This is a genomic window from Pseudomonas tructae, from assembly GCF_004214895.1.
GTDB classification, from domain to species: domain Bacteria; phylum Pseudomonadota; class Gammaproteobacteria; order Pseudomonadales; family Pseudomonadaceae; genus Aquipseudomonas; species Aquipseudomonas tructae.
Window position 1 is genome coordinate 3,942,865 of sequence record NZ_CP035952.1, and the last position, 20,734, is coordinate 3,963,598.

3 protein-coding genes are annotated in these 20,734 nt (G+C 66.0%); all 3 read right to left on the reverse strand.

Annotation, left to right across the window (positions count from 1 at the left end):
• Window positions 1–10: 10 nt before the first annotated feature.
• Genes EXN22_RS18110 through EXN22_RS18120 form a run of 3 tightly spaced genes read right to left on the reverse strand, consistent with a single transcriptional unit; the run spans window position 11 to window position 20,721 of the window.
• Entirely contained in the window at window positions 11–961 is a 951-nt protein-coding gene (locus tag EXN22_RS18110; protein ID WP_130265360.1) for an alpha/beta hydrolase, read from the reverse strand.
• A gap of 54 nt (window positions 962–1,015) precedes the next feature.
• Window positions 1,016–12,823, reverse strand: coding sequence for a non-ribosomal peptide synthetase (locus tag EXN22_RS18115; protein ID WP_130265361.1), 11,808 nt, complete (start codon window positions 12,821–12,823; stop codon window positions 1,016–1,018).
• Entirely contained in the window at window positions 12,823–20,721 is a 7,899-nt protein-coding gene (locus tag EXN22_RS18120; protein WP_130265362.1) for a non-ribosomal peptide synthetase, read from the reverse strand. The genes EXN22_RS18115 and EXN22_RS18120 overlap by 1 nt, the downstream gene beginning before the upstream one ends.
• Between the last annotated feature and the right edge of the window lie 13 nt (window positions 20,722–20,734).

Sequence of the window (20,734 nt, forward strand, 5' to 3'; positions counted from 1 at the left end):
ATGCACGGCGCTACAAGCCCCCAAATGCCTTGCGCAACGCCTGGGCAATGTACTGCAATGCCTCTTCGGCCTCATCGACCAGGGCGTCCATGCGCAGGAAGTCATGGGTCATGCCGGCGTACAGTTGCAGGTCCACCGTCACCCCCGCCTCACCCAGTGCCGCAGCATAGGCCTGGCCTTCGTCCACCAGCGGGTCGCATTCGGCCAGCACCATCAGCACCGGTGCCTGGCCCCCGTCGAGCGCCGCCAGCAACGGCGAAAAACGCGGATCGTGCAGGTCTGCCGGGGTTCTGGCGTACTGCTGGTAGAACCACGCCAGGGTGTCCTTCTCCAGCAAATAGCCCTGGGCATAGCGCTCGATGGAGGCGCGCACCTGGCTGGCATCGGTGACCGGATAGATCAACACCTGCAGCAGCGGCTGCTGGTGCGCCGCAGCAGATTGCGCGACCAGGGTCGCCAGGCTGCCCCCGACGCTGTCACCGGCCACAGCCAGGCGCTGCGGGTCACCGCCCAGTGCCGCCGCCTCGCTGCACAGCCAGCGCCAGGCATCTTCGGCATCTTCGCAGGCGGTCGGGAAGCGCCACTGCGGGGCCAATCGGTACGCCACCGAGAGCACCAGGCAAGTAGTGTTCTCGGCCAGCCCCTGGCAGATCGCATCATGGGAGTCGAGGCTACCGACCACATAGCCTCCGCCATGAAAGTACAACAGCACCGGCAACCCGGCGGCGCAGTCCGAGGGGCGATACAAGCGCGCATCAAGGCGCTGGCCGTCACGGGTGGGGATGTGCACCGCGCTGACTTCGCCCAGCCCTTGGCCCCCCATGCCCATCAACAATGACGACTGGTCGAACTCAAGGCGCGCCTGTTCGGGGCTGAGCACATGCATGGCCTGGCTCTTGCCGCTGGCGCGGCCGGCATTGACCAGTTGCAGGTAAGCGGCAATATCGGGATTCACTGACATTCCAGATCACTCTCAAGCGCGGCCGGAACACACCCGGCCGCGGGTTCATACGGATTAATCGATCAACAACACTGCCTGGGTCTCTTCCAGCGCCTGTTGCAACGCCTGCAGCAGGCGCTCGTCGCGAGGAATCTGGAAGTGTCCGCAGGCGATGGTCTGGCTCGCCAACCGTGGTTGGCCCAGTTGGCTGGCCAGCGCGTCGCGCTCGTCCTGACGACCAGGGGTCCACCAGGCGTGGGCCGGCACCTGGACAACAGCACACGCTGGCAACGCACGGGACAGGCCCATCAGCCGGCGGGCGACGACGAACAGGTTAGCCAGTTCCTCCGGGCCCATGGCCAGGTACCGCGAAGCTTGCACCTGAGCCGTCGGCAGCGGCGCCAGCAACTGCTGGAACACGGCCTGGAAATCCACCTCTGCCTCAGCGGGCGCCAGGGCTGGCAACTGCTGGGAAAGGCCCGGCGACAGCAGGTCGAGGAAGTCCTGCAAGTCGCCTTGCCAGTTGTCCGCCTGCAACGCTTCGGCACCGCCCGGCACATAACCGTCCACCAGGCCGAGAAATGCCACGGTTTGACCTTGGCGCTCGAACTCGGCCGCCATCAGGCTGGCCAGGGTGCCGCCCAGCGACCAGCCGAGCAGATGATAGGGGCCGTGGGCCTGACGCTGGCGCACCAGGGCGACATAGTCGCGGGCCATGGCGGCCAGCGAGACATCCCGCCAGGTGGCGTCGAACAACATCCGGCAGGGGATCGCCAGCACCTTGCAGTGCGAGTCGAGACGCCGGGCCAGAGGTTCGTAGTCGAACACCGTACCGAAGCCGGCATGCACGCAGAACAGCGTCGGCTTGCCCGGCGCATCGCTGTTGAGCGACAGCAGGCCGGCCGCCTTGGGCGTATCGCTGGCGGTGAGTTCGGCGATCGTCGGCTTTTGCACCAGGTCTCGCAGCTTGAGGCTAAAACCAAGCTTCTTCAGGCTGCGCGAGCGCGCAACCACCTGCAGGCTGAGAATCGAGTCGCCGCCCATTTCATAGAAGTTGTCGTTCAAGCCAACCCGCTCGACCTTGAGCACTGCTTGCCAGATCTCGGCCAACGCCCATTGCAGTTCGCTGTGCGGAGCCAGGTACTGCCGTTCGCTGGCAACCTGCGGCGCCGGCAAGGCCTTGCGCTCGAGCTTGCCGTTGGGCGAAAGCGGCATGCGCTCGAGCAACACCAGGTGCGCTGGCACCATGTAGTCTGGCAGCGTCGCCTTGAGTGCCTGGCGAACCTGCTCGCAGAGTCCGCTGGCTGCCGTCGGCTCACTGGCCACCAGGTAGGCCACCAGTTGCTTGCCCAGCGGGCTGTCATGGGTCACCACCACCGCTTCGGCGACCCCGTCCTGCTCGCCCAGGCGCGCCTCGATCTCGCCCAGTTCAATGCGAAAACCGCGAATCTTCACTTGATGATCGATCCGTCCAAGGTAGTCGAACACCCCGTCGGTGCGCTCACGCACCAGGTCACCGGTACGGTACAGGCGGCCACCGGCGTTGAACGGGTCGGCGACAAAGCGCTCGGCGCTCAGCCCGGGACGGTCCAGGTAGCCACGCGCCACCCCGTGCCCACCCAGGTACAACTCACCGGCGATGCCTGGCGGCAAGGGGTTGAGATCGGCGTCCAGCACATGCGCGCTGCGTTGCCCGACCAGGCTGCCGATCGGTGCATAGGCGGCCTCGCAACGCTGCTGCGGCCCGGCCCGCCAGAGCAATGGCGTGACCACGGTTTCGGTCGGCCCATAGCCGTTGAAAATTGCCTGGGGCGCCAGGGTACGCTTGACCCGCTCGAAACTGGCCTCGGCAACGGCGTCACCGCCAAAGCAGTAGATGCGCACCGCGGGGGGATTACCCACCCGCTCGGCATGGTCAGCCAGGTGCTGCAGGTACACCGGTGGGAACGCCGCGACGCTGACCCCTTGGGCGTGCAGTTGCTGGTAGGTCTCTTCCGGCGTCCACAGGGCATCGTCGCGCACCACCAGCCGCGCCCCATGGGACAGTGCCGTGAGCCAGCGCTCCTGGGCGCCGTCGAAGGCAAACGACATGAAATGCAGTTCGCAATCATCGGCGCTCATCGCATACAGCTCACCGATGGCGCGACAGTGCGCCGACAACGGCCCGTAGGCCACCGCCACCCCTTTGGGCTGGCCGGTGGAACCGGAGGTGTAGATCACATAGGCCAGGTGCTCGGGGTCGATGTCGACCCGCGGGGCCGCGTCCGAAAACCCATCGAACTGCAGGCGATCAAGCAGTACCTGACGCACGCCCACCGGCACCGCCAACCCAGGGCTCAGGCTGCTGTCACACAGCAACAGGGCCATGCCTGAGTCGGCCATCATGTAGGCCAGGCGTTCGGCCGGGTGGCTGATGTCCAGCGGTACGTAGCACCCCCCTGCCTTGAGCACCGCGAGCATCGCCACAATCGTCAGTTCGCTGCGCGGCAAGGCAATGCCGACCCGCACCTCGGCACCGACGCCCTGGGCGATCAGCGCCCGGGCCAGGCGGTTGGCCTGGGCATCGAGCTGGCTGAAGCTCAGTTGCCGCCCGCCACTGCTGACCGCCGGCCGCGTGCCCTGGCGCTGCACCTGGTCGCCGATCAGTTGATGAACCAGCGGCTCGTGCGCCTGCACCACACTGGCCGGCAGCGCACGCGCGGTTCCCCGGGGCAGGCCAAGGTTGCCCAGGCGCTGCTGAGCATCAACGCACAGGGCGTGCAGCAGGCCTTCCATATCCTGGCGGATCGCATCGGCGACGGCGTCGTCGAAGAACTCGCGCAGGTAGGCGTACTCGATGACCAGACCGTCCTCAAGGGTGACCATCAGGTCCATCGGCAGGTTGGTCAGGCCGGCACTTTCACTCTGGCCAAAACTTACCGACTCTTCGCTCCAGCGTTGCAGGCTCTGCTCCACCGGGTGGTTCTCGAACACAATGATGGTGTCGAATAGCGCCTGACCAGGTTGCCCGGCCCAGCGCTGAATGTCGGTCAACGGCGTGTACTCCAGCTCCCGCAGACCCAGGTTGTAGTCCTGCAGCTCGCGCAGCCAGTCGCCCACTGCCGCCTGGGCGGCGACATCGGCGATCACCGGCAGGGTGTTGATGAAGCAGCCGAGCATGCGCTGCGAGTGCTCAAGGTTGACCGGACGCCCGGCCACCGTTGCGCCGAACACCACCTGCTGCTGGCCGCTGTAACGGCTGAGCAGCACCAGCCAGGCAGCTTGCACCAGGGTATTGAGGGTCACCTGCTGGTCTTTGGCAAAGTCCTTGAAGCGCTGCGTGTGCGCCGCGCCGAAGTGGCTGTAGATCGCCTGGTATCCGGCGCCGCCCTCGCGCACCGGCTGGGCATTGGCCAGGTAGGTCGGGGCTGGCAAGCCGGCCAGTTGCGTGCGCCAGAAGGTTTCGCTGGCGACCGGGTCCTGGCGTTGCAGCCAGGCGATGTAATCGACATAAGGCACCACCGGGTCCAGCGCCTGCCCGGTGTAATGGGCCAGTACTTCAGCGAGCAGCTGGGAAACACTCCAGCCATCGAGAAGGATATGGTGGTAAGTCCAGATCAACTGGTGGCTGTTGCTGCCTGTGCGCACCAGGGTCAGGCGTTGCAGCGGCGGACGGTCCATGGCAAAGCCCAGGCGCCGATCGGCATCGGCCAGGGCCTGCAGCTGTTCGCTGCTGGCGCTGCGCTGCGACCAGTCCAGCTCGTGGATCGGCAGCAGCAACTGCTCCATGACGAACTGCAGCGGTTCGTCCAGGTCCTGCCAGTAGAAGCCGGTGCGCAGCGCGTCATGGCGCTGGCTGACGGCGATCCAGGCCGCCTTGAACCGCTCGGCGTCCAGGCCCTGGATCGGCAGGCACAGCTGGTTGACGTACAGTGCATCGCTGTTGAGCGACAGGAACAGCATGCCCTGCTGCATCGGCGACAAGCGGTACAGATGGCTCACCCGTTCATGATCCAGGTCCAGCGCCGCTACCTGCTGCGCGCTCAAGGCGTGCAAGGCGACCGCCGTCGGCAAGGCGGGCACTGCGGGTTGAAGCTTGCCGGCCTGCTCGGCCAGCAGCGCCAGCTTGGCAATGGTGCGCTGCTGGAAAATATCCTTGGGTGAAAGGACCATCCCTGCGGCGCGGGCACGGCTGACCACCTGGATGGAGATGATCGAGTCACCGCCGAGCTCGAAGAAGTTGTCGTTGACGCTGACCTGTTCAAGCTCCAGCACCGCGGCCCAGATATCGGCCAGGGCCTGCTCCAGGGCGGTTTGCGGCGCCACGTACTCAGTCGCGCCAGCACCGGCTTGCGGGTCGGGCAGCGCCTTGCGATCGAGCTTGCCATTGGGGCTCAGCGGCATCTGCGCAAGCACCACCCACTGCGCCGGCACCATGTATTGCGGCAGGTTGACCGCCAGTTGCGCAGTAATGTGCGCGAGCAGGTGGCTTTCATCCTGCGCCGTGCTGGCGACCAGGTAGCCCACCAGGCGGGTCCCCCGTGGGCCGTTGGCGGCCACCACCACCGCCTCGCGCACCTCAGCCAGCTCCAGCAGGCGCGCCTCGATCTCGCCCAGCTCGATACGCAGGCCGCGAATCTTCACCTGGTGGTCGATACGCCCGGCGTACTCGATCACCCCGTCCGGCCGTTGTCGGGCCAGGTCGCCGGTGCGGTACAGGCGCTGGCCGGCCACGAACGGGCTGGCCACGAAACGCTCGGCGGTCAGCCCCGGACGACGGTGGTAACCGCGCGCCAGGCCTTCACCGGTCAGGTACAGCTCACCGATCACGCCCACCGCCACCGGTTCCAGGTCGGCGCTGAGCACATAGGTGCCAAGGTTGGCGATCGGCTCACCGATCGGCACGCTGTCGGCGCCTTCGTCGCGGCAGGTCCAGTGGGTGACGTCGATGGCCGCCTCGGTCGGGCCATAGAGGTTGTACAACCCGGCTTGCGGCAACTTGGCGAACACCTGCTGCTGGGCATCCACCGGCAAGGCCTCGCCACTGCAGACGATGCGCTTGAGCCCCGTGCACTGACCAACCTGCTCATCGAGCAGGAACGCCTGCAGCATCGACGGCACAAAATGCAGCGTGCTTACGTCGTGCTGCTGGATCAGGCTCACCAGCCGCGCCGGGTCACGGTGATCGCCCGGACCGGCAATGGCCAGGCGTGCGCCGGTCATCAGCGGCCAGAAGAACTCCCACACCGACACGTCGAAGCTGAAAGGAGTCTTCTGCAGCACCGTGTCGCTGGCGTCCAGGCCATAGGCCTGTTGCATCCAGCACAACCGGTTGGTCAGCGCCGCGTGACGGTTGCCGGCGCCCTTGGGCTTGCCGGTGGAGCCGGAGGTGTAGATCACGTAGGCGAGGTTTTCGGCAGCCACCGCCACCTCGGGATTGTCTTCGGTGTAGCCGTCCAGGGCCTCTTCGAGCAGCAAGACCTTGAGCCCGGCGGGCAGCGGCAACTGCTCGCGCAGCGGCGCCTGGGTCAGCAGCAAGGCAATGCCGCTGTCCTCGAACATGTAGGCCAGGCGTTCCTGCGGGTAGTCCGGGTCCAGCGGCACATAGGCGCCACCGGCCTTGAGCACCGCCAGCAGGCCGATGACCATCTCCAGGCTGCGTTCGGCGGCGATGCCGACCAGCACATCGGCGCCCACGCCCTGCTCGATCAAACGGTGCGCCAGGCGGTTGGCCCGGGCGTTGAGCTGGGCGTAGCTGAGCACCTGCTCGCCGAACAGCAATGCCGGTGCCTGGGGCGTACGTGCCACCTGGGCTTCGATCAGTTGCTGGATGCTCTGCTCCAGCGGGTAGCGGGTGGCGGTGGCGTTAAACGCCACCAGCAACTGCTGGCGCTCCTGCGCACCCAGGTGATCGAGCTGCGACAACAACTGCTGCGGGCTGTGCATCATGGTGTCGAGCAGAGCCTCCAGATGCCGCGCCAGACGTTCAATGCTGGCCTGGGCGAAGTCCGCCTGGTTGAAGCTGTAGTGCAAGGCCATGGTCTGGCCGAGGTTCACCGACAGGGTCAGCGGGTAGTTGGTCTGTTCGTAGTTGCCGATCTCACCGAAGCGCAAGTCATCGGCCGCGCTTTGTTGCAGGGCTTCGGCCACCGGGTAGTTCTCGAACACCAGAATGTTGTCGAACAGCGCCTCGCCACCCTGCCCGGCCCAGCGCTGGATGTCGAACAGCGGTGTGTGCTCCTGCTCACGCAGGGCCAGGTTGTAGGCCTGGACCTGCTGCAGCCACTGCTCGACGCTCAGTTCCGGGCGTGGCTGGGCAATCACCGGCAAGGTGTTGATGAACAGGCCGATCTGCTGCTCGACGCCCTTGAGCTCGGCAGGTCGGCCCGATACCGTCGCGCCGAAGCAGACACAATCAAGCCCGGTGTAGCGTTGCAGCAGGAGCAGCCAGGCCGCCTGCAGCAACGTGTTGACCGTGACCTTGCGCGCCCGGGCGAAGTCGCCCAGGGCCTGGGTGCGTTGCGCACTGAGCCATTGGTAATGGTTGCCATGGCCGCTGTGCTGCCCGGGTTCGCGGGCAATCGACCTGGACAACCGGGTCGGCTCCTGAACCCGGGCCAGTTGCGCACGCCAGAACTGCTCGGTGGCCTGGGCATCGCGCTGCTGCAGCCAGGCGATGTAGTCACGGTAATGGCCGCTGCGCGGTGCCGGGGCTTGGCCGTTGTAGCGCTGCAGTACCTCGCCCAGCAGCTGCGAGTTGCTCCAGCCATCGAGCAGGATGTGGTGGTTGGTGTAGATCAGGTGGTAAGCGCTGGCGGATATCCGCACCAGGACCAGGCGCAGCAAGGGGGCCACACTCATGTCGAAGGGCTTGGCGTACTCGCTTTGGGCCAGTGACTGCAGCGCCTGTGGCAACTGCGGATGGTCACGCCAGTCCAGCACGGTAAACGGCACCTGCACCTGGCGCTGTACCAGTTGCAAAGGCTGTTGCAGTTCGCCTTGCCAGACAAACCCGGTGCGCAGAATCTCCTGGGCGTCCAGGGCCGCCTGCCAGGCTTGCTCGAAGCGCTGTGGATCGAGACCGTCGATGTCCAGGCGCATCTGGTTGAGGTAGTCACCGCCGCCCTGCTCGTACAGGGTGTGGAACAGCATGCCCTGCTGCATTGGCGACAGCGGATAGAGGTCTTCGAGCTGCGCCGCCGGGACCGGCAGGCTGTCGAGCTGGGCCTGGTCCAGGCGCGCCAAGGGGAAGTCCGACGGCGTCACCCCGTGTACCTGCGGCTGGCAGCAGTGCTCGACCAGTGCTGCCAGTTCCAGCGCGTAGGCATCGGCCAGGCGCTGGATGGTCGCGCTGTCGAACTGCTCGCCACTGAAGGTCCAGCCCAGGCTCAGCTGGCCATCGTAGACCTGGCCATTGATGCTCAACACTTCACTGAGCAGTGCCTCGGGGCTCTGCTCCAGGCCCCGTGCTTCGCCGGTGGGGCGGAACAACGCGGCGGAGTCGTCAAAGCTGCCATCGAACTGGCCCAGATAGTTGAAGGTCACCTGCGCCTGGGTCAGTTCGCTCAGCGCCGCCTGCGCCTGGTCATCGCCCAGGTAGCGCAGCGCGCCGTAGCCCAGGCCCTTGTTGGGGATCGCCCGCAGCTGTTCCTTGATCTGCTTGAGCGAGTCGCCCAGCCCCTCGGCCGGGCGCAGGCGCACCGGGAACATGCTGGTGAACCAGCCCACGGTGCGGGTCAGGTCGACACCGTCGAACAGTTCCTCACGGCCATGGCCTTCCAGTTGCACCAGCAGCGAATCGCTGCCGGTCCAGCGCGTCAGCACCCGCGCCAGGGCAGTCAGCAGCAGGTCGTTGACCTGGGTGCGGTAGGCCGCCGGGGCTTGCTGCAACAGGCGCCGGGTGGTGTCGCGGTCAAGCTGGCTGTGCACGCTGCGCGCCAGCTTGTTCTGCCGCCCGCCGTTGGGGTGGTCCAGCGGCAAGGCGCCGTCGGCACCGGCCAGTTGGCCTTGCCAGTAACCCAGTTCGGCCTGCAAGGCCGGGCTGCGGGCATACTCGCGCAGCTGTTCGGCCCAGGCCTGGACCGAGGTGGTGCGTGCCGGCAGCGTCGGCGTCTGCCCCGACTGCGCCTGGCGGTAGGCGCTTTGCAAATCTTCAAACAGCACCCGCCACGACACACCGTCCACCGCCAGGTGATGGATCACCAGCAGCAGGCGTTGTTCGCCGTCGGCCAGGTTGATCAGCAGTGCGCGCAGCAGCGGACCCTCGCTGAGGTCGAGGCTGCGCTGGGCGCGCTCGCCCAGGGCCTCCACGGCCTCAAGGCTGTCAGCCTCGACCTGCCACAGCACATCCTCTACCGCGGGTGCCGGCTTGAATGCGGCGCTCCAGCCCTGGGCGCCCTGGCTGAAGCTCAGGCGCAAGGCATCGTGCTGCTCGATCAGCGCGTGCAGCGCGCGCTGCAGGACCGCTACCTGCAAACGGCTGGCAGGCTTGAGCAGCACCGACTGGTTCCAATGCTGCGGCTCGGGGGTGTCGCTGGCGAAGAACACCTGCTGGATCGGCAGCAGTTCGGCCGTGCCACTGGCCGGGCGCTGATCGATCAGCGGCCCGCCCTCGCCCAACTGTGCGACGCTGGCCAGGCCCTGCACGGTCTGGTGCTGGAACAGCTCCTTGGGAGTGAAACGAATCCCCGCCTGGCGGGCGCGGCTGACCACCTGGATGGAGATGATCGAGTCGCCACCGAGCTCGAAGAAGTTGTCGGTAAGGCCAACCCGCTCAAGCTTGAGCACCTCCTGCCAGATCGCGGCGATGCGTTGTTCCAGCTCGCTCTGCGGCGCCACGTAGGCTTGTTGCAACTGGCTGGCATCAGGCAGCGGCAAGGCCTTGCGGTCGAGCTTGCCGTTGCTGGTCAGCGGCAGTTGCTCGATGAACAGCAGGTGCGCTGGCACCATGTAGTCCGGCAGGTCCTGCTTCAGCGCCTGCTTGAGGGTTTCACGCAACTGGCCAGGATCAACTGGCGTGCTCTGCGCCACCACATAGGCCACCAGTTGCTGGCCGTTCGGTCCGGGCTGGGCCAGCACCAGGGCTTCACGCACGTGTGGGGCCGCTTGCAGGCGCGTCTGGATCTCGCCCAACTCGATGCGCAAGCCACGGATTTTCACCTGCTCGTCGCTGCGCCCCCGGTACTCGACGATGCCATCGGCACGACGGCTGCCCAGGTCGCCGGTACGGTACAGGCGGCCACCGGGTTCGCTGGCATAAGGATCCGGAATGAAACTCTGCGCCGTCAGGCCCGGGCGGTTCAGGTAGCCACGGGCCAGGCCCACGCCCCCCAGATAAAGGTCGCCGACATGCCCGGCAGGCAACACGTTGAGGTTGTTGTCCAGGATCAGCGCCGAACGCTGCCCGACTTGCTGGCCGATCGGCGCGTAACCGTTGAACCGGTCACTGGCGTCATGGCGCCAGATCAGCGGGCTGATCACCGCTTCAGTCGGCCCGTAGGCGTTGAACAATTGCTCGGCACGCACAACCTCAAGTGCCTCCAGGGTATGCCGGTCCCAGCCCTCGCCACCGAGGATGCAGGCCCGCACCTGCACCGTGCGCTGCAATTGGCGCAGCACTGCCGCCTGCTGTAGCAGGTAGGCTGGCGGCAGGTCGAGCACCGTCACTTGTTGCTCGGCTACAACCTCGCACAGACGCTCCGCCGACCACTGGCCGACGTCGCCGAGTACAATCCGGGCGCCGCAGATCAGCGGCATGAACATCTGCTCCCAGGCCGCATCGAAGCTGGGCGAGGCGAATTGCAGTTCACAGTCGGCAGCGCTCAGGCCATAGACCCGGGCAGCCGCCTGGCAGTGCATGGCCAGGGCGCGGTGGCTGACCCCGACCCCCTTGGGTTGCCCCGTGGTGCCGGAGGTGTAGATCACATAGGCCAGGCTGTCCGGCTCGACATGAACAGCCGGTGCGCTGTCCGCCAGGTCAGCGAAACTGTCGTCCAGGGCATCGAGCACCAGGGTCTGCACCCCGTCGCTGGCCGGCAGTTGCGCCAGCAGCCGGGACTGGGTCAACAACAGCACCAGGCCGCTGTCTTTGACCATGTAGGCCAGGCGCTCGCGCGGGTAGCTGCTGTCCAGCGGCAGGTAGGCGGCGCCGGCCTTGAGTACTGCCAGCACCGCCACCAGCAGCTGCGGGCCGCGTTCCAGGGCAATACCGACCCGGCATTCCGCGCCGACCCCGTGCGCCCGCAACCGATGGGCCAGCGCATTGGCCTGGCGCTCCAGCGCCGCGAAACTCAGGCTTTGTTGCTCGAACAGCACGGCCGGCTGCTGCGGCTGGCGCCGGGCCTGGCGCTCGATCAACTGGTGCACGCAGGCATCGGCCTCGGCCACCGGCGTCGCTGCGGTGCCCTGCTGCAACGCCGTCTGGCGCTCCTGGGGATCAAGCATCGCCAGCTCGCCCAGGCGTTGCTGCGGGGCGGCGACAATCGCCTGCAGCAGGCGCTGCCAGTGCCCGGCCATGCGCGCGATGCTGCTCGCCTCGAACAAATCGGCGGCATAGTTGAAGGTGGCCGACAGCCCGCCCTCGTGCTCGAAGGTATCCAGGGTCAGGTCGAATTGCGCCGTCGGGTTGTCCTGCTGCAACCCTTCCAGACGCAGCCCCGGCAAGCTCAACCCAGGCGTACGGCGGTCGGCGGCAGCTTCGCGCTGATGGTTGAACATCACCTGGAACAGCGCATTGCGGCTCAGGCTGCGCGCAGGTTGCAAGGCATCGACCAGTTGTTCGAATGGCAGATCCTGATGGGCTTGTGCGCCCAGTACCGAGGCCCGCGCCTGGCGCAGCAAGGCCAGGAAATCGTCCTGCTCGTCGATCTGCCCGCGCAGTACCTGGGTGTTGACGAAAAAGCCGATCAGGCCTTCGGTTTCGACCCGATTGCGGTTGGCCATCGGCACGCCGATACGGATATCGTGCTGGCCGCTGTAGCGCTGCAACAGCAGTTGCAGGGCCGCCAGCAAGACCATGAACAGCGTCGCGTTTTCAGCCTGGGCCAGTTGCTGCAAGCCGCGGCTCAGGCCAGCGTCCAGTTGCACGCTGTGCTGGCCGCCGCGCAGGCTTTGCAGCGCCGGGCGTGGGTGGTCGGTGGGCAGTTCGAGCACCGGTTGCTCATCACCCAGGTGTGCTTTCCAGTAGCTCAGTTGCCGCTCCAGCTCACCGGCCTCCATCCAGTGCCGCTGCCAGATGGCGTAGTCGGCGTACTGGATCGGCAGGGGCTCAAGGCTTGGCGCCTGACCCTGGACCGCCCCGGCGTACAGCTGGATCAGCTCCTTGAGCAAAATCTGCAGCGAGACCCCATCGCTGATGATGTGATGCTGGGTCAGGACCAGCACCTGGTCGTCGTCGGCCAGGCGCAGCAGGTCGACCTGCAACAGCGGGCCTGTCGCAAGATCGAACAGTTGCTGGCCCTGGCGATTGACGAACGCCTTGATCAGCGCTGCGCGCTCGGCCTGCGGGCACGCTTGCTCGCTCAGCGTAACCGGCACGTGCAGCGCAGGTGCAATGACCTGCACGGTGTGCTGCTGGTCACTGACAAAGCGGGTGCGCAGGCTTTCATGGCGGGCCACCAGCTGGTTCAGGCAGCGCTCGAGCACTGCGGCATCGAACTCACCGTACAGGCGCAACGCCATCGACAGGTTGTACGCCGGGCTTTGCGGCTCCAGCTGCCAGAGGAACCACTGGCGTTGCTGGGCATAGGACAGGGGAATGTGGACAAGCTCTGCACGGGTTTCAGGTATCGGCAGGTTGGCCGGAGAAACACCCTCTGCGAGCATTTTCTCCAGGTACAGTTTGCGCTTGTCCAAAGGCAGTGTGATGAAGCGCTTGGCAATTCGTGCAGCGACACCTGCGTCCATCAAACTTCCTCCATTTCATCAAGCAGGCTTTCCAGCTTGTTCAGTTTCGACGTATTCAATTGCTCACCGGATTCGGCCAGTTGCTCGACAAAAGTGCCCAGGGTCGGGTATTGGAACAGCAGTTGCGGGGACAGCTTCAGACCCTCCTCCAGCTGGATGCGCGAGACCACATTGACCACCAGCAGCGAGTGCCCGCCCAGTTCGAAGAAGTTGTCGGCCAGACCAACCCGTTCGAGCTTGAGCACCTCTTGCCAGATCGCGGCGATGCGTTGTTCCAGCTCGCTTTGCGGCGCCACGTAGGCCTGTTGCAACTGGCTGGCATCGGGTAGCGGCAAGGCCTTGCGGTCGAGCTTGCCGTTGCTGGTCAGCGGCAGTTGCTCGATGAACAGCAGGTGCGCCGGCACCATGTAGTCCGGCAGGTCCTGCTTCAGCGCCTGCTTGAGGGTTTCGCGCAACTGGCCAGGATCAACTGGCGTGCTCTGCGCCACCACATAGGCCACCAGTTGCTGGCCGTTCGGCCCGGGCTGGGCCAGTACCAGGGCTTCACGCACCTGGGTGGCAGCTTGCAGGCGCGCTTGGATTTCACCCAGCTCGATACGGAAGCCGCGGATCTTCACTTGCTGGTCGATACGCCCGACATACTCGATCACCCCGTCACGGCGGTAACGCGCCAGATCGCCGGTGCGGTACAGGCGGCCACCGTCAGCGGCGAAGGGATCGGGGATAAAGCGCGTTGCCGACAGGTCCGCGCGGTTCAGGTAACCCCGGGCAAGGCCCGCTCGACCGATGTACAGCTCGCCGGTGCAGCCCTTGGCCACCGGGTTGAGTTCGCCATCGAGCAGGTACCAGGACAGGTCGCTGATCGGCTCACCGATCGGGCTGCTGGCGCCTTGCCCCAGATCGGCCAGCGACAGCGGCCGGTAGGTCACGTGCACGGTGGTCTCGGTGATGCCATACATGTTGATCAGTTGCGGGGCACGCTCGCCGAAACGCTCGAACCATGGCCGCAGCTGGTTGACCTCCAGCGCCTCGCCGCCAAACACCACATAACGCAAGGCATGGGTGCGCTGCCCGTGCTCCGGTGCACAAGCCACCGGCAGCAACTGGCGGAACGCCGACGGCGTCTGGTTGAGCACTGTGACCTGCTCGCGGCACAGCAGCTCGAAGAATGCCTCTGGCGAGCGGCTGACCTCGTGTGGAACGATCAGCAGGCGCCCGCCCAGGGTCAGGGCGCCGAAGATTTCCCAGACCGAGAAGTCGAACGCGTAGGAATGGAACAGGGTCCAGACATCCTGCGCACCGAAGTTGAACCAGGCCTGGGTGGCACTGAACAGGCGCAGCACGTTGCGGTGGGCAAGCAAGGTGCCCTTGGGCTTGCCGGTGGAACCGGAGGTGTAGATCACATACGCCAGGTTATCCGGATCATGCGGCACAACAGGGTCATGCTCGGCGTAAGCCTCCAGCGGCTCGCCCAGCGTCAGCACCGCCAATCCCTGGGGCAGTGGCAGGCTGGCCAGCAAGCCAGGCTCGGCCAGTACCAGAGCAATGCCGCTGTCGTCGATCATGTAGGCCAGGCGGTCCTGCGGGTACTGTGGGTCGAGCGGCACATAGGCGCCGCCGGCCTTGAGGATCGCCAGCAGCCCCACCAGCATGGCGAAACCGCGCTCGCAGGCCAGGCCAACCCGCACCTCGGGGCCTACGCCCTGTTCGATCAAACGGTGGGCCAGGCGGTTGGCCTGGCGGTTGAGGTCGCCGTAGCTCAGCTGCTGGCCCTGGAAACTCAGGGCAATGGCCTCGGGGCGGCGCGCCGCCTGGGCGGCGATCAAGCCGTGCAGGCTGCCGGTAACGGGCCAGTCGCGGGTGGCCGGGTTCCATTCGGCCAGGGTCTGCAGTTGCTCCCCGGCCTGCAGCAGTTGCAGTTCGGATAGCGGCATCGCCGCCTTGGCCTCGACCATCTGCATAAGCAGGTTGACCAGGTGCCGGTCCAGCTGGGCCACCACCCCGGCATCGAAACAGCTGCCGTCGTAACTGAAGTGCAAAGCCAGGCACTCGCCCAGGCTCACCGCCAGGGTCAAGGGATAGTTGGCCTGCTCGCGGTTGCTGATATCACCGAAACGCAGGTCCTGGGGCGAAGCCTGTTGCAGGGCTTCGGCCACCGGGTAGTTCTCGAACACCAGGATGTTGTCGAACAGCGCCTCGCCACCCTGCCCGGCCCAGCGCTGGATATCGAACAACGGTGTATGTTCCTGCTCGCGCAAGGCCAGGTTCTGCGCCTGCACGGCCTGCAGCCAGCTGTCGAGCGTCTGCTGCGGGCGCGGCGTGGCGATCACCGGCAAGGTGTTGATGAACAGGCCGATCTGTTGCTCGACGCCCTTGAGTTCGGCCGGGCGCCCGGAAACCGTGGCGCCAAAGCATACCGTCGCCTGCCCGCTGTAGCGCTGCAAGAGCAGCAGCCAGGCCGCCTGCAACACTGTGTTGACAGTGACCTTGGCGCGCTTGGCAAATGCGCCCAGACGCTGTGTTCGCTCAGCATCCAGGACACTGCGATAATCGCCATAACCGGGCTCCAGCACACCGCCGGCAGTGCATACACGTGCCAGCAAGGTCGGCTGCGCAAGGTTCTGGGCCTGGGCTTTCCAGAAGCGCTCGCAGGCTTCGGCATCCTGTTGCTGCAACCAGCTGATGTAGTCGCGGTACAGGCCCTGCGGCGCCGCCAGAGCCTGGCCGCTGTAGCGCTGCAGCACCTCGCCGAGCAGTTGCGAGTTGCTCCAGCCATCCATCAGCACATGGTGGTTGGTGTAGATCAGGTGGTAACTGTTGTCGCCAGTACGCACCAGCACCAGACGCAGCAATGGCGGGTTGCTCAGGTCGAAACCTTGCTGACGCTGGGCCTGGGCCAAGGCTTCAAGGGCCGCCTCCAGGTCCGGCCGGCCGCGCCAGTCATGCTCGATGAACGGCACCTGCGTAGCCTTGTCCACCCACTGCAGCGGTTGTTGCAACCCTTGCCAGAGAAAGCCGCTGCGCAGCACCGCGTGAGCCTGCATGGCCTGGGTCCAGGCCTGCTGGAAGCGCTGAGGGTCGAGGCCGTCGACAGCGATGCGCATCTGGTTGATGTAGTCGCCAGCACTCTGCTCGTACAGGGTGTGGAACAGCATGCCCTGCTGCATTGGCGACAGCGGATAGAGGTCTTCGAGTTGCGCCACCGGGACCGGCAGGCTGTCGAGCTGGGCCTGGTCCAGGCACGCCAAGGGGAAGTCCGACGGCGTCACGCCGTGCACCTGCGGCTGGCAGCAATGCTCGACCAGCGCCGCCAGCTCCAGCGCGTAGGCATCGGCCAGGCGCTGGATGGTCGCGCTGTCGAACTGCTCGCCACTGAAGGTCCAGCCCAGGCTCAACTGACCGTCGTAGACCTGACCGTTGATGCTCAAGGTTTCGCCGAGCACGGCCTCGGCACTTTTTTCTGCTCCCCGTGCTTCGCCGGTCGGGCGGAATAACGCCGTCGACTGGTCAAAGCTGCCATCGAACTGGCCCAGGTAGTTGAAGGTTACGTGCGCCTGGGCCAGTTCGCTCAGGGCCGTCTGCGCCTGATCATCGCCCAGGTAGCGCAGCGCGCCGTAGCCCAGGCCCTTGTTGGGGATCGCCCGCAGCTGTTCCTTGATCTGCTTGAGCGAGTCGCCCAGCCCCTCGGCCGGGTGCAGGCGCACCGGGAACATGCTGGTGAACCAGCCCACGGTGCGGGTCAGGTCGACGCCGTCGAACAGTTCCTCACGGCCATGGCCTTCCAGTTGCACCAGCAGCGAATCGCTGCCGGTCCAGCGTGTCAGCACCCGCGCCAGGGCAGTCAGCAGCAGGTCGTTGACCTGGGTGCGGTAGGCCGCCGGGGCTTGCTGCAACAGGCGCCGGGTGGTGTCGCGGTCGAGCTGGCTGTGCACGCTGCGCGCCAGCTTGTTCTGCCGCCCGCCGTTGGGGTGGTCCAGCGGCAAGCCGCCGTCGGCGCCGGCCAGTTGGCCTTGCCAGTATCCCAGTTCGGCCTGCAAGGCCGGGCTGCGGGCATACTCGCGCAGCTGTTCGGCCCAGGCCTGGACCGAGGTGGTGCGTGCCGGCAGCGTCGGCGTCTGCCCCGACTGTGCCTGGCGGTAGGCGCTTTGCAAATCTTCAAACAGCACCCGCCACGACACACCGTCCACCACCAGGTGGTGGATCACCAGCAGCAGGCGTTGCTCGCCATCGGCCAGGTTGATCAGCAGTGCGCGCAGCAGTGGCCCCTCGCTGAGGTCGAGGCTGCGCTGGGCGCTCTCACCCAGGGCCTCCACGGCCTCAAGGCTGTCAGCCTCGACCTGCCACAGCACATCCTCTACCGCGGGTGCTGGTTTGAATGCGGCGCTCCAGCCCTGAGTACCCTGGCTGAAGCTCAGGCGCAAGGCATCGTGCTGCTCGATCAGCGCTTGCAGCGCGCGCTGCAGGACCGCTACCTGCAAACGGCTGGCAGGCTTGAGCAGCACCGACTGGTTCCAGTGCTGCGGCTCGGGGGTGTCGCTGGCGAAGAACACCTGCTGGATCGGCAGCAGTTCGGCCGTGCCACTGGCCGTGCGCTGGTCGATCAGCGGCCCGCCCTCGCCCAACTGCGCGACGCTGGCCAGGCCTTGCACGGTCTGGTGCTGGAACAGCTCCTTGGGGGTGAAACGAATCCCCGCCTGGCGGGCGCGGCTGACCACCTGGATGGAGATGATCGAGTCGCCACCGAGCTCGAAGAAGTTGTCGGTAAGGCCAACCCGCTCAAGCTTGAGCACCTCCTGCCAGATCGCAGCGATGCGTTGTTCCAGCTCGCTCTGCGGCGCCACGTAGGCTTGTTGCAACTGGCTGGCATCAGGCAGCGGCAAGGCCTTGCGGTCGAGCTTGCCGTTGCTGGTCAGCGGCAGTTGTTCGATGAACAGCAGGTGCGCTGGCACCATGTAGTCCGGCAGGTCCTGCTTCAGCGCCTGCTTGAGGGTTTCACGCAACTGGCCAGGATCAACTGGCGTGCTCTGCGCCACCACATAGGCCACCAACTGCTGGCCGTTCGGCCCGGGCTGAGCCAGCACCAGGGCTTCGCGCACCTGGGTGGCAGCCTGCAGGCGCGCTTGGATTTCACCCAGCTCGATACGGAAGCCGCGGATCTTCACTTGCTGGTCGATACGCCCGACATACTCGATCACCCCGTCACGGCGGTAACGCGCCAGATCGCCGGTGCGGTACAGGCGGCCACCATCAGCGGCGAAGGGATCCGGGATAAAGCGCGTTGCCGACAGGTCCGCGCGGTTCAGGTAACCCCGGGCAAGGCCCGCTCGACCGATGTACAGCTCGCCGGTGCAGCCCTTGGCCACCGGGTTGAGTTCGCCATCGAGCAGGTACCAGGACAGGTCGCTGATCGGCTCACCGATCGGGCTGCTGGCGCCTTGCCCCAGATCGGCCAGCGACAGCGGCCGGTAGGTCACGTGCACGGTGGTCTCGGTGATGCCATACATGTTGATCAGTTGCGGGGCACGCTCGCCGAAACGCTCGAACCATGGCCGCAGCTGGTTGACCTCCAGCGCCTCGCCGCCAAACACCACATAACGCAAGGCATGGGTGCGCTGCCCGTGCTCCGGTGCACAAGCCACCGGCAGCAACTGGCGGAACGCCGACGGCGTCTGGTTGAGCACTGTGACCTGCTCGCGGCACAGCAGCTCGAAGAATGCCTCTGGCGAGCGGCTGACCTCGTGTGGAACGATCACCAGGCGCCCGCCCAGGGTCAGGGCGCCGAAGATTTCCCAGACCGAGAAGTCGAACGCGTAGGAGTGGAACAGGGTCCAGACATCCTGCGCACCGAAGTTGAACCAGGCCTGGGTGGCACTGAACAGGCGCAGCACGTTGCGGTGGGCAAGCAAGGTGCCCTTGGGCTTGCCGGTGGAACCGGAGGTGTAGATCACATACGCCAGGTTATCCGGATCGTGCGGCACAACAGGGTCATGCTCGGCGTAAGCCTCCAGCGACTCGCCCAGCGTCAGCACCGCCAACCCCTGGGGCAGTGGCAGGCTGGCCAGCAAGCCAGGCTCGGCCAGCACCAGAGCAATGCCGCTGTCGTCGATCATGTAAGCCAGGCGGTCCTGCGGGTACTGCGGGTCGAGCGGCACATAGGCGCCGCCGGCCTTGAGGATCGCCAGCAGCCCCACCAGCATGGCGAAACCGCGCTCGCAGGCCAGGCCAACCCGCACCTCGGGGCCTACGCCCTGCTCGATCAATCGGTGGGCCAGGCGGTTGGCCTGGCGGTTGAGGTCGCCATAGCTCAGCTGCTGGCCCTGGAAACTCAGGGCGATGGCCTCGGGGCGGCGCGCCGCCTGGGCGGCGATCAAGCCATGCAGGCTGCCGCTGCCGGGCCAGTCGCGGGTGGCCGGGTTCCATTCGCTTAGCGTTCTGCTCAGCTCATCGGCTTCGAGCATCGGCAACGTGCCAATCCGCTGGTCGGGATCAGCAACAATGGCCTCCAGCAGGTTGCACCAGTGTCGGCCCATGGCTTCGATGGTCGGTGCCTCGAACAGGTCCAGGGCATAGGACAACGCTGCACTGAGGCCCTCGGGCGACTCATGGGTGTCCAGGGTCAGGTCGAACTGCGCGGTGGTGCGCGGCAGCACCACGCTGTCCACGGTCAGCCCCGGCAGTTGCGCGGTCTTGCTGGCCTGGGCGTCGCTCTGGTGGTTGTACATCACCTGGAACAGCGGGCTGCGGCTCAGGTTGCGTTCGGGGTGCAGTACTTCGAGCAACTGCTCGAACGGCAGGTCCTGGTGCGCCTGGGCCTCGACCAAGGCCTGCTTGACCTGATCCAGCAGGTCGCTGAAGCGCGCCGCGCCGTCGACCTCGGCTTTGAGCACCTGGGTGTTGACGAAAAAGCCGATCAAGCCCTGGATTTCGCCGCGGGTGCGGTTAGCCACCGGCACACCGACGCGAATGTCCGCCTGGCCACTGTAGCGGTGGAGCAAGGCCTGGAAGCTGGTCAGCAACAGGGTGAACAAGGTGACGCCCTGGCGCTGGGCCAGTTGCTTGAGGGCATTGCCCAGCCGTTGCTCGAGCACCAGGGTATGGCGCGCCCCGCGAAAGCTCTGCTCCAGTGGCCGCGGATGATCCAGCGGCAACGCCAGCACCGGCTGTTCACCGCCCAGCCGATCCTTCCAGTAGCTGAGCTGGCGGTCACGCTCGCCGGCCTCCATCCACTGCCGTTGCCACAGGGCAAAATCGGCGTACTGCACCGCCAGCGCGGGCAGCACAGGTTGCCTGCCACCCGCATAGGCGGCGTACAGCTGTACCAGCTCGTCGACCATGACCTGCATCGACCAGCCATCGGAAACAATATGGTGCTGGGTCAGTACCAGCACATGCTCATCAGCGGCCAGACGCAACAGACCGACCCGCAACAACGGGCCGGCCTGCAGGTCGAACAGCTGCTGGCTGTGCCCGGCCAACCAGGCATCGAGCCGCTCCTGGGTTTGCGCCGGGTTTCCCGCTGGCAGCGTTTGCGCCTCGATCAGCAGCGGCCACTGGGCATGAATCACCTGGCGGGCGCCGTCCGCAGTCGACACGAAGGTGGTGCGCAAGGTTTCGTGACGAGCGATCAGGGTGTTGAAGCTGTGCTGCAACGCCTGGATGTCCAGCTGGCCGCGTAAACGCAGCGCAGCAGGGACATGGTAGGCGGTGCTGGTCGGTTCCAGTTGCCAGAGAAACCACTGCCGCTCCTGGGCATAAGACAGCAGCAGCGGCTCACTGGCGTTTCGCTTGAATACCGGCGCGACACTGAAGAGATCGATACCTTTTTGTTTCAGCAGAACCGCCAAGGCTTTGCGTTCCTTTGGCGACAGCTCTCCCACCGCCCCGATCAACTCTTGCACACCCTTACCCTCG

Bases quoted from the DNA above. Each gene is read 5' to 3' on its own strand.
- EXN22_RS18110 (WP_130265360.1), bottom strand. From the start codon at position 961: ATGTCAGTGAATCCCGATATTGCCGCTTACCTGCAACTGGTCAATGCC.
- EXN22_RS18115 (WP_130265361.1), bottom strand. From the start codon at position 12,823: ATGGACGCAGGTGTCGCTGCACGAATTGCCAAGCGCTTCATCACACTG.